At 69.9% G+C, this 20,006-nt stretch carries 17 protein-coding genes; 10 read left to right on the top strand and 7 right to left on the bottom strand.

Annotated features, from left to right (window positions below; genetic code table 11):
- Nucleotides 1-115: 115 nt before the first annotated feature.
- Genes C9F13_RS04300 through C9F13_RS04290 form a run of 3 tightly spaced genes read right to left on the bottom strand, consistent with a single transcriptional unit; the run spans nucleotide 116 to nucleotide 2,332 of the window.
- Nucleotides 116-445: a YnfA family protein gene (locus C9F13_RS04300; RefSeq protein WP_108444962.1), complete on the bottom strand. Its 330-nt coding sequence runs from the start codon at nucleotides 443-445 to the stop codon at nucleotides 116-118.
- A 1-nt stretch (nucleotide 446) separates the two neighbouring features.
- Nucleotides 447-1,703, bottom strand: a complete 1,257-nt coding sequence (locus tag C9F13_RS04295; RefSeq protein WP_108444961.1) for a threonine ammonia-lyase — start codon at nucleotides 1,701-1,703, stop codon at nucleotides 447-449.
- Nucleotides 1,700-2,332: a gamma-glutamylcyclotransferase gene (locus C9F13_RS04290; RefSeq protein ID WP_108444960.1), complete on the bottom strand. Its 633-nt coding sequence runs from the start codon at nucleotides 2,330-2,332 to the stop codon at nucleotides 1,700-1,702. Before C9F13_RS04290 ends, C9F13_RS04295 begins: the two co-directional genes overlap by 4 nt.
- Nucleotides 2,333-2,521: 189 nt before the next feature.
- Here C9F13_RS04290 and C9F13_RS04285 point away from each other — a divergent pair, with 189 nt between their 5' ends.
- Complete coding sequence (locus tag C9F13_RS04285) at nucleotides 2,522-2,998, top strand: phosphatidylglycerophosphatase A family protein (protein WP_108444959.1); 477 nt, start codon at nucleotides 2,522-2,524, stop codon at nucleotides 2,996-2,998.
- A 19-nt stretch (nucleotides 2,999-3,017) separates the two neighbouring features.
- On the opposite strand, the gene C9F13_RS04280 is transcribed toward C9F13_RS04285, so the two are convergent.
- Both C9F13_RS04280 and C9F13_RS04275 read right to left on the bottom strand, forming a co-directional pair.
- Nucleotides 3,018-5,591 (bottom strand): EAL domain-containing protein, encoded by a 2,574-nt coding sequence (locus tag C9F13_RS04280; protein ID WP_211310896.1) that lies wholly within the window; start codon nucleotides 5,589-5,591, stop codon nucleotides 3,018-3,020.
- Between the two features lie 93 nt (nucleotides 5,592-5,684).
- Nucleotides 5,685-7,622, bottom strand: coding sequence for an alkaline phosphatase D family protein (locus tag C9F13_RS04275; protein WP_108444958.1), 1,938 nt, complete (start codon nucleotides 7,620-7,622; stop codon nucleotides 5,685-5,687).
- A gap of 123 nt (nucleotides 7,623-7,745) precedes the next feature.
- On the opposite strand from C9F13_RS04275, the gene C9F13_RS04270 reads away from it, so the two are divergent.
- From C9F13_RS04270 to C9F13_RS04260, 3 genes are all read left to right on the top strand, one after another.
- Nucleotides 7,746-8,312, top strand: coding sequence for an NnrU family protein (locus tag C9F13_RS04270; protein WP_108445349.1), 567 nt, complete (start codon nucleotides 7,746-7,748; stop codon nucleotides 8,310-8,312).
- A 152-nt stretch (nucleotides 8,313-8,464) separates the two neighbouring features.
- Nucleotides 8,465-9,697 (top strand): permease, encoded by a 1,233-nt coding sequence (locus C9F13_RS04265; protein WP_108444957.1) that lies wholly within the window; start codon nucleotides 8,465-8,467, stop codon nucleotides 9,695-9,697.
- An 83-nt stretch (nucleotides 9,698-9,780) separates the two neighbouring features.
- Nucleotides 9,781-10,692 (top strand): cation diffusion facilitator family transporter, encoded by a 912-nt coding sequence (locus tag C9F13_RS04260; protein ID WP_108444956.1) that lies wholly within the window; start codon nucleotides 9,781-9,783, stop codon nucleotides 10,690-10,692.
- A 27-nt stretch (nucleotides 10,693-10,719) separates the two neighbouring features.
- Here the strand turns inward: C9F13_RS04260 and C9F13_RS04255 are convergent, their stop codons facing one another.
- Together C9F13_RS04255 and C9F13_RS04250 are read right to left on the bottom strand one after the other, a co-directional pair.
- Complete coding sequence (locus tag C9F13_RS04255; RefSeq protein ID WP_108444955.1) at nucleotides 10,720-11,502, bottom strand: TSUP family transporter; 783 nt, start codon at nucleotides 11,500-11,502, stop codon at nucleotides 10,720-10,722.
- Nucleotides 11,503-11,550: 48 nt separating this feature from the next.
- Nucleotides 11,551-12,453: a LysR family transcriptional regulator gene (locus C9F13_RS04250; RefSeq protein ID WP_108444954.1), complete on the bottom strand. Its 903-nt coding sequence runs from the start codon at nucleotides 12,451-12,453 to the stop codon at nucleotides 11,551-11,553.
- A 159-nt stretch (nucleotides 12,454-12,612) separates the two neighbouring features.
- On the opposite strand from C9F13_RS04250, the gene C9F13_RS04245 reads away from it, so the two are divergent.
- The 6 genes from C9F13_RS04245 (at nucleotide 12,613) to C9F13_RS04220 (ending at nucleotide 19,982) form a co-directional block, all read left to right on the top strand.
- The gene (locus tag C9F13_RS04245; protein ID WP_108444953.1) at nucleotides 12,613-14,124 is read left to right on the top strand and encodes a CoA-acylating methylmalonate-semialdehyde dehydrogenase; all 1,512 of its coding nucleotides are present in this window, start codon (nucleotides 12,613-12,615) and stop codon (nucleotides 14,122-14,124) included.
- A gap of 44 nt (nucleotides 14,125-14,168) precedes the next feature.
- Nucleotides 14,169-15,833 (top strand): GMC family oxidoreductase, encoded by a 1,665-nt coding sequence (locus C9F13_RS04240; protein ID WP_108444952.1) that lies wholly within the window; start codon nucleotides 14,169-14,171, stop codon nucleotides 15,831-15,833.
- A 271-nt stretch (nucleotides 15,834-16,104) separates the two neighbouring features.
- Nucleotides 16,105-16,311 (top strand): cold-shock protein, encoded by a 207-nt coding sequence (locus C9F13_RS04235; protein WP_021818720.1) that lies wholly within the window; start codon nucleotides 16,105-16,107, stop codon nucleotides 16,309-16,311.
- A 186-nt stretch (nucleotides 16,312-16,497) separates the two neighbouring features.
- Nucleotides 16,498-18,267 carry an SLC13 family permease gene (locus C9F13_RS04230; RefSeq protein WP_108444951.1) on the top strand — a complete coding sequence of 590 codons (1,770 nt, stop codon included), beginning with the start codon at nucleotides 16,498-16,500 and terminating at the stop codon, nucleotides 18,265-18,267.
- A 79-nt stretch (nucleotides 18,268-18,346) separates the two neighbouring features.
- Nucleotides 18,347-19,015 carry an alpha/beta hydrolase gene (locus tag C9F13_RS04225; RefSeq protein ID WP_108444950.1) on the top strand — a complete coding sequence of 223 codons (669 nt, stop codon included), beginning with the start codon at nucleotides 18,347-18,349 and terminating at the stop codon, nucleotides 19,013-19,015.
- 13 nt (nucleotides 19,016-19,028) lie between these two features.
- The gene (locus C9F13_RS04220; RefSeq protein ID WP_108444949.1) at nucleotides 19,029-19,982 is read left to right on the top strand and encodes a prenyltransferase; all 954 of its coding nucleotides are present in this window, start codon (nucleotides 19,029-19,031) and stop codon (nucleotides 19,980-19,982) included.
- Nucleotides 19,983-20,006: the final 24 nt, after the last annotated feature.

Below are 20,006 nucleotides of genomic sequence, written 5' to 3'. Positions count from 1 at the left end.
CGCTTCCTTTGGTTGAGGTGATGGGAGGATTGGGGTCATGAATGCGTATAGGGTACGCCTGCCATCGATCCTCTGCCAGATATCGCCCCGTGGCGGCGATTGCTCCACGACGAGATCACCCCGCAGGTCGAGGTCCGAGCAGGATGACGCCGGCGCCCACCAAGCACAGGCCGGCGCCGGCGAGGTCCCAGCGATCGGGAAGGCGCTGCTCGATCAGCCATAGCCAGGCCACCGAGGTGGCGATGTAGACCCCGCCATAGGCGGCGTAGGCGCGCCCGGCGTAGTCGGCTCCGGAGAGGCTCAGCAGCCAGGCGAAGAGTGCCAGGCTGGCGAGTCCCGGCATCAGCCAGAGGGCCGACTTGTCCAGCCGCCACCAGGCCCAGACGCTGAAGCAGCCGGCGATCTCGGCCAGGGCGGCGGCGATGTAGATCGCCAGGGTGGTCATCTCAGTGATGGCCCTCGGGGTCGGTGGCCCAGCGCTCGTCCGGGTGCACCTCGTTGGCGGGCAGCACCGGGTCGTAGCCCTCGGCGCGCAGTGCGGCGATCACCTCGCGGGTGTGGTCGCTGCCGAGCGTCTCCAGGGTGGCCTCCACCTCGGTGGCGCGCAGCGAGAGGTCGGTGAAGGTGCGCTGGTGGGCGATCTGGATCACGTTGGCGCGCTGCTCGGCGAGCAGCTGGGTCAGCTCGGCCAGCGAGCCGGGCACGTCGGGGATGCCCACTCGCACCCGCACGATCCGGTTGGAGCGCACCAGGCCGCGCTGGATCACCGAGGAGAGCGCCAGCATGTCGATGTTGCCGCCGCACAGCACCAGCCCCACCTTGCGGCCGCGATAGCGCTCGGGATCGCTGAGCAGGGCGGCGAGCCCCGCGGCGCCGGCGCCCTCGGCCACGCTCTTCTCGATCTCCAGAAGCATCAGGATGGCGCGCTCGATCTCGGGCTCGTCGACCAGCACGATGTCACTGACCAGTTCGCGCACGATCTCCAGCGTCAGCTTGCCGGGCTGCTTCACGGCGATGCCCTCGGCCAGGGTGGCCAGGCCGCAGTGAACCTCCTCGCCGGCCAGCGCCTGCTGCATGGCCGGGAAGCGCTGCGTCTGCACCCCGATCACCTCGATGTCGGACTTCAGGGCCTTGGCCGCCACGGCGTTGCCGCCGATCAGGCCGCCGCCGCCGATGGGGATCACCAGGCAGTCCAGGTCGGGCTCTGCCTCGAGCATCTCCAGGGCGATGGTGCCCTGGCCGGCGATGACCCGCGGGTCGTCGTAGGGGTGCACGAAGACCAGGTGGCGTTCCTCGGCGAGGCGCTGGGCGTAGGCGCCGGCTTCGTCGACGCCATTGCCCTCCAGGTGCACCTCGGCGCCGAAGTCGCGGGTGTTGCGCACCTTGAGGTTGGGGGTGTGACGGGGCATGACGATGGTGGCGTGGATGCCCAGCCGGGCGGCGTGGTAGGCCACCGCCTGGGCGTGGTTGCCGGCGGACATGGCGATCACACCCCGCGCCCGCTCCTCGGGCGTCAGCGCGAGCAGGTGGTTCAGCGCGCCGCGCTCCTTGAAGGAGGCGGTGAACTGGTGATTCTCGAACTTGATGTAGACATCGCAGCCGGTGAGCCGGGAGAGGGTCGCGGAGCGCAGGCAGGGGGTATGCTCCACGCTGCCCTCGAGGCGGGCGGCGGCCTTTTGGATGTCGTCGAGGGTCACGCTCATGGGAGGATCGTCTCCTTGTTGTTGGGATCGTTGTTGGGATCAGCGGGGCGGTCGGCGCCGGCCGGGTGGGGCAGGCGCGCCGCCAGCGCGAACACGTGGGGGTCATCCACATCGAGTTCGCGCAGGGCCTGGGCCAGATGGACCAGGTAGTCGCGGTTGGGGCCGCTGGGGCCGTGGGCGACGGCGATCTGCGCGGCGATGGCCTCGAGCGGGGCATCGCCGAGGAAGGCGGCGTTCTCCTCGGTGGCCAGGTAGAGCAGGCCCTCGGCGCCCGCCGGCTGGCCGCCGTCGTCGAAGTGCAGCCGGGTCAGCTCGCGCAGGTAGCCGTTCTTCTCGCGCACGTCCAGCGGGCCCAGCACCTCGGGGGCGATGCGATAGGCCATGCCGTGGCAGATGGCTCCCGGCTCGCGCACCAGGGTGGCCACCCGGCCGGGCGCCTCGGGGGTGCCGCGATGATCGTGGGAGCCCTGCCAGAAGCGACGCACCCAGCCGTGGATATGGGCCCGGCGACGCTCGAGGAAGGGAAAGTCGGCCTTCCAGATCAGCGAGCCGTAGCCGAACAGCCACAGCGCGTCGTGGTCGTCGAAGTGGGTCATGCGTCGATTGCGTGCCGTGGTGTCGTGGCTCATGGGCGGGGCAGGCTGGGTCGGTGGATGAACGTTCCATGATGCGTCGCCGGGCCGCGCTTGTCGAAACCCGAGGGCCGATGCCGGGGATGGCGTCGACGGCGACCCGCGGCGGGGGTAAGGTGTCGATCGCTCGACGCATGCCATCCGGTCATGTCGTTCGAGGCCGGCATTCAGTGACAGGGAGCAGGGATGGAGACGCTATTGTTGGCCCTCTCGACGGGGCTTGGCCTGGGGTTCTCGCCCTGGGCCCCGGGGACGGTCGGGGCGCTGCTGGGGCTGCCGCTCGCCTGGTGGCTCCTGGGGCGGCCGCGACGGGTGCAGTTCGCCCTCACGGCGGCACTGCTGGTGGCGGCCATGCCGGTCTGCCATCAGGCCGCGACCGCGCTGGGCTTCAAGGACGACGGGCGCATCGTGCTCGACGAGATCGTCGCCTTTCCGGTGGCGGTGCTCGGCCAGGCCACGGCCCGCCATCCCGCGGCCCTGGCCGGGGCCTACGTGGTCTATCGGGGCTTCGACATCGCCAAGCCGGCGCCGGTGAGTCAGGCGGAGGCGCTGCCCGGCGGCATCGGCATCGTGCTCGATGATACCGTGGCCGCGGCCATGACCTGGCTGGTCATGGCGGGAGGGCTCTCGCTGTGGCGCCGCCGGGCCGGCCGGGCCGGATAGCCCCGTCAGGCGCCGGCGCTCACGCCGGCGGGGCGGGCAGCCGCGCCGGCAGGCGCGCCAGCTGATCGAGCGGCACGGGGGGCGAGAACAAAAAGCCCTGCAGCAGGTCGCAGTCGCGGCCCAGGAGATCGAGCCGCTGCTCCGGGGCCTCGATGCCCTCGGCCACCACCGACAGCCCGAGGTGGTGGGCCATGGTGATCACGCCCTGGACGATGGCGGCATTGTCGCCGTTGCGGGTGATGTCGTGGATGAAACTGCGGTCGAGCTTGACCTTGCTGATCGGCAGCTGGCGCAGGTAGCGCAGGCTCGAGAAGCCGCTGCCGAAGTCGTCGATCGCCACCCGCACGCCGCGCCGGCGCAGCGCATGCAGCACCTCGATGGCCCGGTCGGTGCCGGACATCAGCACCCCCTCGGTCACCTCGAGCTCCAGCCGTTCGGCCGGCCAGCCGCTGGTCTCGAGGACCTGCTCGACCTGGGCGAGGAAGCCGGCCCGCCGGAACTGCAGCGGCGAGATGTTGACGGCCACCGGCAGCGCCGGGCCGCCCTCGGCGTGCAGGCGGGCCATGTCCTGGCAGGCCCGCTGCAGCACCCAGCGCCCTATGGCGACGATCTGCCCGGTCTGCTCGGCCAGCGGGATGAAGAGCCCCGGCGAGATCATGCCCTTCTCGGGATGCCGCCAGCGCACCAGGGCCTCGACGCTGCGCACCTCGCCGGTTCGCGTGTCGACGATGGGCTGATAGTGCAGCAGGAACTGCCCCTCGCGGATCGCCTCCTGCAGCTCGAGGCGCATCTCGACGTGCTCGCTCATCAGGCTCGAAATCTCGTCGCCATACCACTGCCAGGTGTTGCGCCCCTGCTGCTTGGCCTCCTGCATGGCGAGATCGGCGGACTGGAGCAGCTCCGCGGCCTGGTCCGGGGCGTCCTGGCTCGAGGCGATGCCGATGCTGGCGCTGATGTGCAGGCGGTGCCCCTCGAGTTCGAAGGGCCGCGACAGGGCCTCGAGGATCGCCTCGGCCCTGGCCAGCACGTCCCGCTCGTCCTCGACGCTCGTCAGCAGCAGCGCGAACTCGTCGCTGCCCAGCCGCGAGGCGATGTCGCCCTGGTCGAGCAGGGCGACGAGGCGATGGGCCACCTGCTCGAGCAGCCGGTCGCCGACATGGTGCCCGAGGCCATCGTTGACCGGCTTGAAGTCGTCCAGGTCGATGTAGAGCAGGGCCAGGAAGCCATTCTCCCGGCAGGTGCGGCGGTGCTGCTGGGTCAGGCGCGAGACGAACTGCTGACGGTTGGGCAGCCCGGTGAGCGCATCGTGGCTGGCCTGGTGGGCCAGGCGATGCTCGTACTCGCGAACCCGCGAGACATCCTGCTGGATGCCGATGATATGGGTGCAGCGGCCCTCGTCGTCGAGGACCGGGCTGAGGTAGAGGTGGTTCCAGAACGCCGAGCCGTCCTTGCGGTAGTTGCGCAGCGTCACCTGGATCTCGCTGCGTTCGGCCACCGCCGCGCGTAGCCGGGCCACCGTCACCGGATCGGTCTCGGGCCCCTGCAGCATGCGGCAGTTGTGGCCGATGAGTTCGTCGCGCGCATAGCCGGTGAGGCCCAGGAAGGTCTCGTTGACGAAGACCAGCGGCAGGTCCGGCAGGGTGGCATCGGCCAGCACCACGCCGTTGCGGCTGGCATCGATGCCGCGGGCCAGCAGGCGCAGCTGCTCCTCCTGCTCTCGGCGCCCGGTGATGTCGCGCCCCACGCCATAAACTCCGACGACCCGGTCGTCGACGATGATGGGCAGGTTGGTGACCTCCAGGGTGTAGGCCCGCCCCTCGGCATCGGTGCTCTGGTAGATATGCTGCTGGGTCTCTCCCGCGCAGACCCGTGCGAAGGCGGCGTCGATGGCCGGCAGCGCCTCCTCGGTGACGAAGCGAGCATAAGGCTGTCCCCTGAGCCACGCCTCGCTGAAGCCAGTGATGCGCGTGGCCGCGGCGTTGCAGCTGAGAAACCGGCCCTGCAGGTCGAACTCGAACACCGCGTCGGGGAGCCGGGTGAACAGCGAGCGAAAGCGCTGCTCCACCTCGAGGCGAGCCCGCCGATCGCGATGGCGCTCGATGGCCAGGGCGACCAGGCCGGCGGCACGGTGCAGCTGCGCCTCCTCATGCTCGCCGGGAGCCCGGGGCGTGGCGAAGTAGGTGTCGAGAGTGCCCAGCAACTCGTCCTCGGCCGAGATCACCGGTACCGACCAGCAGGCGGCCAGCCCCTCGTCGCGCGCCAGTGCCTGCAGGCCCTGCCAGCGAGGGTCGACGGCGATCCGCTCAGTAATCGCGAGCTGGCGGGTCACCACCGCCGCCCCGCAGGTGCCGGCCGGCGACTCGAGGGACATGCCCTGCATGGCCCGTCGGAAGGCCGGCGAGAAGCCTTCGCCCGCGACCATGTCGAGGGTGCGCCGGTCGGGATCGAATACCCGGATCGAGATCCGGGGGTCGCCGAGCTGGGGACCGATCATTCGCGCGACGTCCGCCAGCAGGGTCTCCAGGGACGTATCCCTGGCGATCACCTCCTGCACGGCCCGCTGGTCGTCCAGTCGTACGCTCTCGTCCTGCACCCTGCGCTCCTCGTATGCGACGACGTGTGGGTCGACAGCATCGCAGGGCACGCCGTTTGTTGCACTCTCTAATTTTATCCGCGCCCGGCGGGCTCAGCCGCGAAGCGAGCGCTTGTCCGGTTCGGGAAAGTGGACGTCGAAGCCGCGGGCGTCGAGCTGGCGAATGTCGCTCGGGCGGCCCTCGGCGTCGAGCTCCACCAGGCCGATGCCGCTGCCGTTCCAGAGCCGTTCGCCGGCCTTGGCGCGGTCGGGGTCGCGCGGCGAGATCACCATGCGGCGACGCTTGGTGAGCCAGTTGAGCGGCGAGCGTGGCGCATAGAGCCAGCGGTTCAGGCGGTCGAACCAGTCGAGCAGGGTGTCGGGGAAGGCGTTCTTCACGCCGCTCGAGGTGATCTGCCAGAGCCTCGGCCCTTCGCGGCGATGGCGGATGTGGATGTCGTAGGCGAAGGAGTAGTGCACGTCGCCGGAGAGGATCACGTAGTGGCCCGGGGTGCGGGAGTGGCGAAAGATGTTCATCATCACGCTCGCCGCGCCGCGGTGCGCCATCCAGTTCTCGGCGTCGACCAGCAGCGGCCGGCCGGCCAGGGTGAAGAGCCGCTGGATGGTCTCGATCAGCTTGACGCCGAACATCGGCGCCGGGGAGACGATCACCACCGAATGCGCCCCCAGCACGTTCTGCTGCAGCTCCGAGAGCGCCTCCCAGTCCATCAGGCCGGAGGGGCGGGTGGGGCTGCGCTCGCTGCGCCAGCGCCGGGTGCGGGTGTCGAGGATCACCAGCTTCGGGTCGCCCTCGACCTCCACCTCCCAGCTCTGGAAGCGCAGCAGCCGCTCGAGGACGGCGTCCTGCTCCCCGGCGGGCAGCCAGCCCTCCTGGTCGGCGGCGCGCTGAAGCAGCGCGGCGGCGTCGTCGAGCGGTGCGGCCAGGCGATCCGGGTCGTTGCCCCAGCCCTGGCAGAGCAGGTAGGCGAGCAGGGCGTTGCCGATTATCCGCCGCGAGAAGGGGTGGCCGTAGGCGGTGCTTTCCCAGTCCGCGGTGAGGTTCCAGTCGTCGGTGATGTCGTGGTCGTCGAAGATCATCAGCGAGGGCAGGTGGGCCATCACCCGGGCGGCGGCGGGCAGGCCCGCGGCGAAGCGCTCGATCACCGCCTTCTCCCTGCGGAACCGGGTGGCGTTCTCCTCGTCCAGCGCCGGCGCCGTGATCTCCACCAGGCGCCACGGGGTCGGCGACCAGGTGAGCAGGTACATGGCGATCACCTCGGCGAAGCTCATCAGGTGGTTGTGGGCGTTGGCGGAGGTGAAAACCGGCTTGCGCGCCCCGCCGAAGAAGCCCTTGCGCACCTTCTCGCTGCTCTCGGCCTCGGGCAGCAGCGCCTCGCGGCGGTAGTAGCTCGCGGGATCGTCGTAGAGCGCCTGGCTGTCGGCCACGGTGGCGCCCTCCAGGGTCTCGTCGACGAGCCCCAGGCGACGGATCAGGGCGTGGATGGCCACCAGCATCGGGCCGGCCACGTCGTCGGCATAGACCTGGTCGCCGGTCATCAGCAGCCAGGCCGGCCAGGCCTCGGGCGTATCGCGGCGCTCGGCGAGCCAGGCATCGGCGCGCACCAGGCCGTCCGGGCCGTCGTGATGGGGGCGCCGGCAGGAGCCGTGCATCAGCCGGCCGTGGCGCTCGGCGAGCACGAAGCCGGGATGCGTCGCGCCCTCGTGCAGCAGGTGGGGCGCCCAGTCGGCGATGCCGGTCGTGCCCGCCTCGCCGGGGAGCTTCAGGTCGTAGTCGATGCGCACGCCCCGGGGCAGGGGCGTGTCGAGGCGGACGTCGATCAGGTGCAGCCAGGCGTGGCGACCCAGCGGCAGCCGCCTCAGGCGCGAATCATTCAGCGCCAGCCGGCGCGGGGGGTGTCCGACCGGGTGCAGCATCAGGCTCGGTGCGAGGGGTCGTGAGCCCACCAGCCAGATCACCAGGCGCTCCGCGCTCAGGCGGCGCAGGATGGGGCCGGCGAGGACCTCGGGCAGGGGGGCGGTGTCGGAAGACATGGCAGTCCTTTGCATCAGTGAGCCGTGGCGGCCGATGACACTGGTCGTGGTCGAGTCAACCGACTAGGCTGGCGGCGGCGAGGTTCCCCCTCGGCCCCCTTTCCATTGATGGAGACCCTGACCATGACCGTGATGCTGCTCGGCCTGTTGATCTTTCTCGGTGCGCACTCGGTGCGCATTCTGGCGGACGACTGGCGAAGCGCCCAGATCCAGCGAATGGGCGAGCTGCCCTGGAAGGCGGCCTTCTCGGTGGTCTCGCTCCTCGGCCTGGCCCTCGCGATCTGGGGCTACGGCCAGACGCGCCTGGACCCGGTGTGGGTCTGGCAGCCGCCGGTGGGCCTTGGCCATGCCGTCGCGCTGTTCATGATACCTGCCTTCGTGCTGCTGGTGGCGGCCTACGTGCCGCGCAACCACCTCAAGGCGAAGCTCGGCCATCCGATGATACTGGCGGTCAAGCTGTGGGCCTTCGCCCACCTGCTGGCCAACGGACGGCTTTCCGACATCGTGCTCTTCGGCGCTTTCCTGCTGTGGGCGGTGGCCGACTTCCGCGCGGCCCGGCGGCGTCCCCGGGCGGCGCTCGCCGCTCCGAGCGTGGTCGGCACCGCGGCCACCGTGGCGATCGGCCTAGCGGCCTATGGGGTGTTCGCCCTCTACCTGCACGCCTGGCTGATCGGCGTGCCGGTGATGTGATCCACCGGCGCGGCGACCAGCGCGCCTAGATCGCCGCCGCCCCGGTCGCCCCGGCTTGACCCTTGGGCCACCCAAGGGTTTAGCCTGAATCGTCATCCATGGCGGGCCGGGGCCCCCGGTCCGCCTTTTCGACGACCGTCGGGGAGGAGCGGATGACGGAACACTTCCTGTCGCTATGGCACGAAGCGGCCCTCACCAGCCTGGGGTTCTTCTGGATGGCGCTCTGGGCCTTCGCCCTGGGCTATCTGATCAGCAGCCTGATCCAGGTGCTGGTCACCCGCCAGCGCATGCAGCGTGCCATGGGCACGGACGGGCCGCGCAGCATGCTGCTGGCGAGCTTCTTCGGCTTCATCTCCAGCTCCTGCAGCTTCGCGGCCCTGGCCACCACCCGCACGCTCTTCCAGAAGGGCGCGGGCCTCGCGCCCTCGCTGGCCTTCATGCTCGCCTCCACCAACCTGGTGGTGGAGCTGGGGTTCGTGATCGCGATCTTCCTCGGCTGGCCCTTCGTGGTCGGCGAGTACGCCGGCGGCATCCTGCTGATCCTGCTGGCCTGGGCCTTCATTCGCCTGACCCGCCCCGACGCGCTGATCGCCCGGGTGCGCGAGCGCCTGCAGGGAGACGGCGAGCAGGACGAGGGCGAGGCCGCCCCCGACTGGCGAGAGACGTTGAAGAGCCGCGAGGGCTGGCGCCGGATCGGCCAGACCTACGTCATGGAGTGGCAGATGGTCTGGAAGGACGTGCTGATCGGCTTCACCGTGGCCGGCGTGATCGCCGCCTTCGTGCCGGAGAGCTTCTTCCAGGCCCTGTTCCTCGGCGCCGGTGACGACGACCCCGGCTTCCTCGCCCTGCTGGCGCAGGCGCTGGTCGGCCCGCTGGCGGCCTTCTTCACCTTCATCGGCTCCATGGGCAACATTCCGCTGGCCGCCGTGCTCTTCGACAACGGCGTGAGCTTCGCCGGGGTGATGGCCTTCATCTTCTCCGACCTGGTGGTGCTGCCGGTGCTGCGCATCAACGCCACCTACTATGGCTGGCGCATGGCGCTCTACATCCTGGCGCTGCTGCTCAGCACCCTGGTGGTGACGGCGCTGCTGCTGCATCTCGGCATGGACCTGCTCGGCTGGCTGCCCCAGGGGAGCGGCACGGGGGCGATCACCGAGCGCGACTTCTTCGCGTTCAACTACGGCTTCGTGCTCAACCTGAGCTTCCTGGCCGCCTCGGCGGGGCTGGTCTGGCTCTGGTGGCGGGGGCGCCAGGCCGGCGGGCATCACCACCATGACCACGGGGGCGGCGGCGCCTCCCTGGGCCGCCGCGTGCTGCAGGCCATGGTGGCGCTCTCCCTGGCCTGGCTGGCCGGTGGCCTGCTCGTGGCGCCCCTCATCGGCTGAGGGGCGCGGCCGGGCGGCGCGCGACGTGTGCCGATTCAACGCCCGCCCTTGCGGTATGCTGGAGCCCTGGCAAGGGAGGGCACATGGCACACGATCATCACCATCATGCCGGGCACGACAGCCAGCGGCGGCTCTTCTGGGCGATCCTGCTGACCGGCGGCTTCATGGTCGCCGAGGTGGTGGGGGGCCTGCTCTCCGGCTCGCTGGCCCTGCTGGCCGACGCCGGCCACATGCTCACCGACACCGCGGCCCTGGCGCTGGCCTGGTTCGCCGCCCGCATCAGCCGCCGTCCGGCCGACGAGAAGCGCAGCTTCGGCTACCACCGGGTGCAGATCCTTGCCGCCTTCGTCAACGGCCTGACGCTGATCGCCATCGTGGCCTGGATTCTCATCGAGGCGATCCGCCGGCTGCTCTCGCCGGTGGAGGTGGCGGGCGGCACCATGCTGGTGATCGCCGGCCTGGGGCTCGTGGTGAACCTGGTGGTGTTCGCCATCCTGCACTTCGGCGATCGCGAGAACCTCAACGTTCGCGGCGCCGCCCTGCACGTGCTGGGCGACCTGCTGGGCTCGGTGGCGGCGATCGTCGCGGCCCTGGTGATCCTGGCCACCGGCTGGATGCCCATCGATCCGCTGCTCTCGGTACTGGTGGCGCTGCTGATCCTGCGCAGCGCCTGGAAGCTGACCCGGGAGTCCGGGCACATCCTGCTGGAGGGGGCCCCGGCGGGCGTCGACGCCGCGGCGCTGCGCCGCGAGATTCCCGAGCAGCTCGAGGCGGTCTGCAACGTGCATCACGTGCACGTCTGGTCGCTGACGCCGGGGCGCCACCTCGTTTCGCTGCATGCGGCTATCGACGAGGGCGAGGATCGCCAGGCCACGCTGGTGGCGATCCGCGCCCTGCTGGTGGAGCGCTACGGCCTTTCCCACGCCACCATCCAGCTGGAGAGCCGCCACCACTGCGCCGACGAGCCCGCGGCCCACGAGGCGCATCGCGACTGACCCGGTGCCGGGGCCTCGACGTGTGAGTTACCCCCTTGAACCGACGAGCCCCACCACGCTGACCAGGATCAGGACGCCGCCGAGCACCCGGAAGTAGAGATTGGTGCGGCTGCCGACCAGGAAACGGTGAGCACGCTCGCCGAGCAGATGCCCCACTAGGGCGCAGGGCAGCAGCCATAGCTGATGGATGAGCTGCAGGTCGACGCCGGCGATCACGAAGGAGACCATCTTGATCAGCACCAGGATGAACCAGAGCACGAAGAGTGTGTCGCGCAGCTGGTGGGTGGCGACATGGGTGGCGAACACCGCGACGATCAGTGGGGCTCCGATCAGCGAGGTACCGCTGACGTAGCCACCAAGCGCCAGGAGCACGCCGTCCAGGACGCGGTTATGGCTACGAAAGGGCCTGTCGAGCACATAGCCGACCGCATAGACCATCACGATCACGAAGATGATGCTGGTCAGCACGTCGCCCGGCAGGGTGAGCAGGCCCACCACGCCGACCAGCTTGGGGATGATCATCACCTTCATCGCCTTGAGCAGATAGCCCCAGTCGATATTGCCCTCGCTCGGCGCCCTGCCGGCGTTCTCGGCCACCAGCTGTCGGTGGCCGCGCCAGGCGATCCAGCTGGAGAAGATCAGCAGATGGATGGCGATGATCGGCAGGAAGACCAGCGGATCATCGAGCACCAGCAGCAGGAAGGGCAGCGACAGCACGGCACCGCCGAACCCCAGGCTGGTGCGCACGAAGCCGCTCCAGACGAAGATCAGCCCGATCAGGACGAGTTGAGAGGTCTCGAGGTCGGCCATCAGGGCGCTCCTTTCCCGTATGGAAGTGTCATGTCTGAGGTGGCCGTGTCATGGCGTCAACGTGCCCCAGACGCCGGCCAGTACCTCCAGTGCCTCGGCGATCACCGCCTCCTCGCCGCGATCCCGGCGCCAGACGAAACTCAGCGCGCAGGGCAGGTGCACGCCTTCGACGACCACCAGGCCCCGTTCCTGGCGCTCGGCCATGGCCAGGGCGTCGCGGGCCAGGCTGAGCCCCACGCCGGCGCGCACCAGGTCGAGCATGCAGGCCTCCTGGTCCACCTGGGCCACGCCGTTGGGCACGATGCCCAGCGGGTCGAGCACGCCATGCAAGAGGCGGTGATGGGCGGAGTCGTCGGGTGTGGTGATCCATGGCAGGGTGGCGAGGCGGGGCCAGTCGGCGCCGGCCAGGCGACTGCCCCAGCCGGCCGGGGCGATCACGTGGTAGTCGAATCGGGTGAGCTCGCAATGGACGATCTCGGCAGCGCCCGGCCCCTCGCCGGGAGGCGCCAGGAAGAAGCCGACGTCCAGCTCGCCGCGTCGCACCCACTCCAGCACGGTGCCGCTCATGCCGTGGTGCAGCTCGGTCTCGAGCTGCGGAGCGCGCTCCACCAGGCGCCGCAGGAAGGCCCCCAGGCGGATGAACTCCGGGTCGACGATGGTACCGATCTTCAGCCGGCCACGCAGGGTACTGTGCAGGGCCCGGGCGTTCTGTTCGAAGGCGGCCATGGCCGCCAGCGCCTTCTCGGCGGCGGGAAGCAGCGCGCGGCCGTCGGCGGTCAGTTCCAGCCCCTGGGGGCGGCGTTGGAACAGGATGAGGCCGAGGCCCACCTGGAACTGCTTGAGCTTCAGGCTCACCGCGGGCTGGGTCAGGTGCAGTCGCTCGGCGGCGCGAGAGACGCTGCCTTGCCTGGCCACGGTGACGAAGGCACGCAGGGTCTGGAGGTCCTGCATGGTGTCGTCTCCTCGGCATGAAGTGATATCAGCCAAACTTATATGCTGGTTTTGGATTACTCAATTGATCCCGGCGACGAGCGGGCTAGTCTAGGCGCCAGGTGGGGCGCTTCTGTCACGCCGCAGCCCCGATGCCGACAACGACGAGACGAGGCCGCCATGAGCACAGCCAACATCCAGCATTATATCAATGGGCAAATGTCAGCCGGCGACTCCGGTCAGCACCAGGCCGTGACCAACCCGGCCACCGGCCAGGTGACCGGTCAGGTGGCCTTGGCCTCCCACGCCGATGTGGCCACGGCCGTCGCCGCGGCCGAGGCCGCCTTCCCGGCCTGGGCCGATACCCCGCCGATCCGCCGAGCCCGGGTGATGTTCAAGTTCCTCCAGCTGCTGGGCGAGCACAAGGATGAGCTGGCGCGGGCCATCACCCTGGAGCATGGCAAGGTGTTCACCGATGCCCAGGGCGAGGTGGCACGCGGCATCGACATCGTCGAGTTCGCCTGCGGCATCCCGCAGCTGCTCAAGGGCGACTATACCGAACAGGTCAGCACCGGCATCGACAACTGGACCACGCGCCAGCCGCTGGGGGTGGTGGCCGGCATCACCCCGTTCAACTTCCCGGTCATGGTGCCGATGTGGATGTTCCCGATTGCCATCGCCGCCGGCAATACCTTCATCCTCAAGCCGAGCCCGCTGGATCCCAGCGCCTCGCTGTTGATCGCTGACCTGCTCAAGCGGGCGGGGCTGCCGGACGGCGTCTTCAACGTGGTGCAGGGCGACAAGGCGTCCGTGGAGGCGCTGCTCGATCACCCCGGGGTCAAGGCGCTCTCCTTCGTCGGCTCCACGCCGATCGCCAACCTGATCTACGAGCGGGGTGCCCGCCACGGCAAGCGTGTCCAGGCCCTGGGCGGAGCCAAGAACCACATGGTGGTGATGCCCGATGCCGACCTCGACAAGGCCGTGGATGCGCTGATTGGCGCGGCCTACGGCAGTGCTGGCGAACGCTGCATGGCGATCAGTGTGGCGGTGCTGGTGGGCGACGTGGCCGATGAGGTCGTGCCGCGCCTGGCCGAGCGTGCCCGTTTGCTCAAGGTCAAGAATGGCCTGGAGCTGGATGCCGAGATGGGGCCCATCGTGACGGCCCAGGCCCACCGGCGCATCACCGGCTACATCGAGCAGGGCGTGGCCGAGGGCGCCGAGCTGGTCGTCGACGGCCGCGACCTCGATGTCGCCACGACCGGCGACGACTGCGCCGAGGGCTTCTGGATGGGCGGCTCGCTGTTCGATCACGTCACCCCGGAGATGACCCTCTACCAGGAGGAGATCTTCGGCCCGGTGCTGGCCTGCGTTCGGGTGCCCGACATCGCCACCGCCATCCGGCTGATCAATGATCACGAGTTCGGCAACGGCGTGAGCTGTTTCACCGAGAGCGGCAGCGTGGCCCGCGAGTTCGGGCGTCGCATCCAGGTCGGCATGGTCGGCATCAACGTGCCGATCCCGGTGCCCATGGCTTGGCACGGCTTCGGCGGCTGGAAGCGCTCTCTGTTCGGGGACACCCACGCCTACGGCGAGGAGGGCGTGCGCTTCTACACCAAGCAAAAGTCGATCATGCAGCGCTGGTCGGATTCCATCGAGCATGGGGCCGAGTTCGTGATGCCCACCGCCAAGTAGGTCCGATCCTTTCGTTTACGCGACGCCACTACCGAGAGTACGCCATGGCCGATCATTCCAACGATAAACACGCCTACGACTACATCGTGGTGGGCGCCGGCACCGCCGGCTGTCTGCTCGCCAACCGCCTGAGCGCCGACCCGGCCAACCGGGTGCTGCTGATCGAGGCAGGGGGGCGCGATAATTACCACTGGATCCATATCCCGGTGGGCTATCTCTACTGCATCGACAACCCACGCACCGACTGGCGGTTTCGCACCGAGCCCGACCCGGGCCTGAACGGCCGCTCCCTGCTCTATCCCCGCGGCAAGACGCTGGGGGGCTGCTCCAGCATCAACGGCATGCTCTACCTGCGGGGCCAGGCCCGCGACTACGACGGCTGGGCCGAGCTCACCGGCGACGACGCCTGGCGCTGGGAGAACTGCCTACCCGACTTCATGAAGCACGAGGACCACTACCGCTTGGACGACGGGGGCGATGCCGATGCAGCCCACCGCGACTTCCACGGCCATGGCGGCGAGTGGCGCGTCGAGCGCCAGCGCCTGAAATGGCAGGTGCTGGACGACTTCGCCGCGGCCGCCGTGCAGGCCGGCATCCCGCGCACCCGCGACTTCAACCGCGGCGACAACGAGGGGGTCGACTACTTCGAGGTCAACCAGCGCGGGGGTTGGCGCTGGAACACCGCCAAGGCCTTCCTGCGCGGCGTCGAGAAGCGCGACAACCTGACCCTGTGGCACTCCACCCTGGTGCGGGGACTCGAGTTCGCCAAGGGGCGGGGGAGCGAGCCGTGTTGCTGCGGCGTCACGGTCGAACGGGGCGGCGAAGTCGTCACAGCGAGCGCCAGTCGCGAGGTGATCCTGGCGGCGGGCGCCATCGGCTCGCCGCAGCTGCTGCAGCTCTCGGGCATCGGCCCGGCCGACCTGCTCGCCGAACACGGCATCCCGGTGGTGGCGGACCTGCCGGGGGTAGGAGAGAACCTCCAGGACCACCTGCAGATCCGCTCGGTCTACCGGCTGACGGGGGCAAGGACCCTCAACACCCTGGCCAACTCGCTGCTGGGCAAGGCGAAGATCGGCCTGGAGTATGCCCTGACGCGCTCTGGGCCGATGAGCATGGCGCCCTCCCAGCTGTGCGCCTTCACGCGCAGTTCCGACGATCAGCCCCATCCCAATCTCGAGTACCACGTCCAGCCGCTGAGCCTGGAGGCCTTCGGCCAGCCGCTGCACGACTTCCCGGCGATCACGGCGAGCGTGTGCAACCTCAACCCGACCAGCCGGGGTACGGTGCGCATCAAGAGCGCCGATCCCCGCGAGGCTCCGGCCATCGCCCCTAACTACCTGAGCACGCCGGAGGATCGCCGGGTGGCCGCCGACTCGCTGCGGGTCACCCGGCGCATCGCCGAGCAGCCGGCGCTGGCCCGCTACCGGCCCGAGGAGTTCAAGCCGGGCCTGCAGTACCAGAGCGACGACGACCTGGCGCGGCTGGCCGGCGACATCGGCACCACCATCTTCCACCCGGTGGGCACCGCGAAGATGGGGCGCGACGACGATCCCCAGGCGGTCGTCGATGCCCGCCTGCGGGTCCGGGGGGTGCGGGGGCTGCGGGTCGTCGATGCCAGCATCATGCCGACCATCACCAGCGGCAACACCAACTCGCCGACGCTGATGATCGCCGAGAAGGCCGCGGCCTGGATCCTCGCCTCGCCGTGACGCCCGTCCTGCGTGGCGGAGGGGGCGCGTCCGGCCCCGTCGCCGCGTCACGGTTTCATCACCGTTTCCTCACTTTCTCGTCACGCGGCGAAAATAAGGTTTGACCTGCCCTCGGCGAGGGCGCACTATGCGGGCAGTTGGTTAGCAATTGGAACGTCCAAGCGGTCATCGAAAGCTCATAGCGTCGATTTCCCGGTGAAAGTTTCTTGTTTTACCCACTGCAACTCGGGTATTTCCCGGCACAATCTCACGCTATTCGAGGAATTCGATCATGGCTACTGGTACCGTCAAGTGGTTCAACGACACTAAAGGCTTCGGCTTCATCTCTCCGGACGACAACGGCGACGACCTGTTCGCGCACTTCTCCGAGATTCAGGCTGACGGCTTCAAGTCCCTGCAAGACGGTCAGAAGGTCTCCTTCGACGTCACCCAGGGCAAGAAAGGCCTCCAGGCTTCCAACATCAAGGTCATCGACTGAACGTCGATCGACCCTGATGTGACTGCCTGACGGCAGTCGAGAAAGGCCCGCGAAAGCGGGCCTTTTGCGTGGGCGGCATTCCGGTCCTTTATTCTAAAAAGTGATTTCTAGATTTCTAAAAATAACTTTTTAGAATAACCGTCGGCGGTCACAATGGGAGCCGTTCTGTCGCGACCGGATCCCCCCATGCCGCTGGATGCCTGGCTCTCCCTTGCCATCGTCATCGCCGTCTTCCCGCTGATGGCCTTCTCGCGCGTCGGGCCGGACATCGTGCTGCTCGGCGCGGTGATCCTGCTGCTGATCCTCGGCGTGATCGAGCCGGCCCAGGCGCTGGCGGGCTTCTCGAGCACGGGGCTGTTCACCGTGGCCTTCATGTACGTGCTGGTGACCAGCATCCGCGAGACCGGCGGCATCGACCTGATCATCCGCCACGTGCTGGGGCGGCCGCGCAGCGAGGGGCGGGCGCTGCTGCGCCTGCTGCTGCCGGTCGCCTCGCTCAGCGCCCTGCTCAACAACACCCCGGTGGTGGCGACCTTCATCCCGGCGGTGCTGAGCTGGAGTCGCCGCGTCGGCGTGCCAGCGCACCGCCTGCTGATGCCGCTCAGCTTCGCCTCGATCCTCGGCGGCACCATCACCCTGTTCGGCACCAGCACCAACCTGGTGGTCCACGGCCTGCTGGTCGACCGCGACCCCTCCCTGGCCATGGGGCTGTTCGACATCGCCTGGGTCGGCGTGCCGGTGGCCCTGGTGGGGCTGCTCTACCTGCGGCTGCTGGCGCCGCGCCTGCTGCCGGCCCGGAGGGGCGCCGCCTCGGCCTTCGACAATCCCCGCGAGTTCACCATCGAGATGGAGGTGGCCCCCGAGGGACCGCTGGTGGATCGCACGGTCGAGGAGGCCGGCCTTCGCCACCTGCAGGCGCTGTTCCTGGTCGAGATCGAGCGCGACGGCAACGTCGTCAGCGTGGTGGGGCCCGGCGAGCGCCTCAAGGGCGGCGACCGGCTGGTGTTCGCCGGGACCAGCGAGGGCGCCGTGGAGCTGCAGCAGATCCGCGGGCTCGTGCCGACCCGCCAGGGCGCCTCGAGCCTCGAGAAGGACTTCAAGGAGCGTCGCCTGGTGGAGGCGGTGGTCTCCGGCCAGTGCCAGTTCATCGGCCGGCGCATTCGCGACGGCCACTTCCGCACCCTCTACGGCGCGGCGGTGCTGGCGGTCTGCCGCGGCGGCGAGCGGGTCGCCGGCAACCTCGGCCAGATCCGCCTGCAGCCCGCCGACGTGCTGCTGCTGGAGGCGCGCCCGCCCTTCATCGAGCGCCATCGCCAGTCCCGGGACTTCCTGCTGATCAGCACCGTCAACGGCGCCGCGCGCCCGGTCCACGAGAAGGCCTGGCTGGCCTGGGCCATCCTGGCGGGGGTGGTGGCGCTGGCGAGCCTCGGGGTGATGAGCATGATGAAGGCCGCCATGCTCGGCGCGCTGCTGGCGCTGGCCACCGGCTGCTGCTCGGTCGGCGCGGCGCGGCGCGGACTCGACACCCAGGTGCTGCTGACCATCGCCGCCTCCTTCGGGCTCGGGGCGGCCCTGGAGAGTTCGGGCGCCGCGGCCACGCTGGCCGGCCTGGCGCTGTCGCTGGCCGACGGCAATCCCTGGCTGCTGCTGGTGGGGAGCTACCTGCTGGTGGCGCTGCTCACCGAGCTTGTCACCAACAACGCGGCCGTGGTGATCACCTTCCCGGTGGTGATGGCCGGGGCCGAGAGCCTGGGGGTGAGCCCCATGCCCTTCGTGGTGGCGGTGATGTTCGCCGCCTCGGCGAGCTTCCTGACGCCGATCGGCTACCAGACCAACCTGATGGTCCACGGCCCCGGGGGCTATCGCCTGGGCGACTTCCTGCGCCTCGGCGGCCCCCTTAACCTGCTCATCGCCCTGGTGGCGCTGACCCTGATCCCGCTGTTCTGGCCCTTCTGAGCACGCTCGCCGCCGGGCGGCGTTTGCGGTAGGGTGTCGTCCTTCGACCGACCCGATTTCCGGCCCTGGAGGCGACTTCATGAATCATCCCGGCGAACTGATCATCGAGCCGAGGAACGGCCAGCCGGCCGATGCCTGCGTCATCATCCTGCACGGCCTGGGCGCCGACGGCCGCGACTTCGAGCCGCTGGTGCCGGCGCTGCCGCTGCCCGATGAGGCCGCGGTGCGCTTCATCCTGCCCCATGCGCCGCGCCTCCCGGTGACCGTCAACGGCGGGATGACCATGCCGGCCTGGTACGACATCAAGGAGATGAGCCTCGACCGCCAGATCGACGAGCCGCAGCTGCTGGCCTCCGCCGAGCGCATCCAGGCGATGCTGCGCGAGCAGATCGAGCACGGCATCGACAGCCGCCGGATCATCCTGGCGGGCTTCTCCCAGGGCGGCGCGGTGGCCTACCAGGCGGCGCTCTCCTTCGAGGCGCCGCTGGGTGGCCTGTTGGCGCTCTCCACCTACTTCGCCACGGCCGACAGCGTGACGCTCGCCGAGGCCAACCGCACGCTGCCCATCGAGGTCCATCACGGCAGCTTCGACCCAGTGGTGCCCGAGTCGCTGGGCAAGGCCGGGTACGATCGCGTGCTCTCGCTGGGCTATCCGGCGCACTACCGCCGCTACCCGATGGCCCACGCGCTCTGCCCGCAGCAGATCAGCGACATCGGCCGCTGGCTGGACGAGCGGCTGGCACGCTGAGCGGACGCCGGCCATGCCCGCTCGCGACGCTCGCGTGACGGCGGCCGCCTCCCCGGTGGGCGCGCTGCGCGTCTGCTGGCGCTGCGCGCGCCCCAATTTCCTGGTGCTGGCGCCGCTCTGTGCGGGGCTGGCGGTGACCAGCGCCTGGCTCGACGGCCGGGCGCCGGAGGGCGGGGCGATCCTGCTGGTGCTGGTTGCCGCGCTGCTGGCCCACGCCGCGGTGAACCTCTTCAACGAGCATCACGACTTCGCCAGCGGCCTGGATGCCACCACCCGGCGCACGCCCTTCTCCGGCGGCAGCGGCGCGCTGCCCGCGCACCCCGGTGCGGCCCGGGTGGTGCGGCGTGCCGCGCTCGCCTGCCTGGCCGGGGTCGTGGTCATCGGCGCTTGGTGCCTGTGGCGCGCCGGGCCCGCGCTGCTCGCCTACGGCCTGCTCGGCGTGGCGCTGGTGGTGGCCTACACCGGCTGGCTGACCCGCCGGCCCTGGCTCTGCCTGGTGGCGCCGGGGGTGGGCTTCGGCACCCTGATGGTGGTCGGGGCGAACCACGCCCTCACCGGCGCCTTCTCCGCCACGGCGCTGGTCGTCTCGGCGGTGCCGACCCTGCTGGTCAGCGCCCTGCTGCTGGCCAACCAGCTGCCGGACATCGAGCCCGACCGCCGGGTGGGTCGCCATCACCTGGCCATCGTGCTGGGCGCCCGGCGGGCGGCGCGCCTGGTGGCGGCGCTGGTGCTCGCGGCCTTCCTCGTGGTCCCGCTGGGCTGGGCCGCGGGCCGGCTGCCCGGCGAGGCGTGGGCGATGTGGCTGGCCGCCCCCCTGGCCCTGCGGCTCGTCGTCGGCCTCTGGCGCCTGCCCTCGGAGGTGGAGGACGGCGAGCTCGCGCCCCTGCTGCCGCTGCTGGGCCTCAACGTCGCGCTGCTGCTGGCGACCCTTGGGCTGCTCAACCTGGGGCTTTGGTTGGCCAGCTGAGGGCTCTGGCGCGCCGCCTGACGC

The sequence above is a fragment of the Halomonas denitrificans genome (assembly GCF_003056305.1).
GTDB lineage: Bacteria > Pseudomonadota > Gammaproteobacteria > Pseudomonadales > Halomonadaceae > Halomonas > Halomonas denitrificans.
Note: the sequence above shows the minus strand (reverse complement) of the source record. Positions and strands in the feature narration are given on the sequence as shown.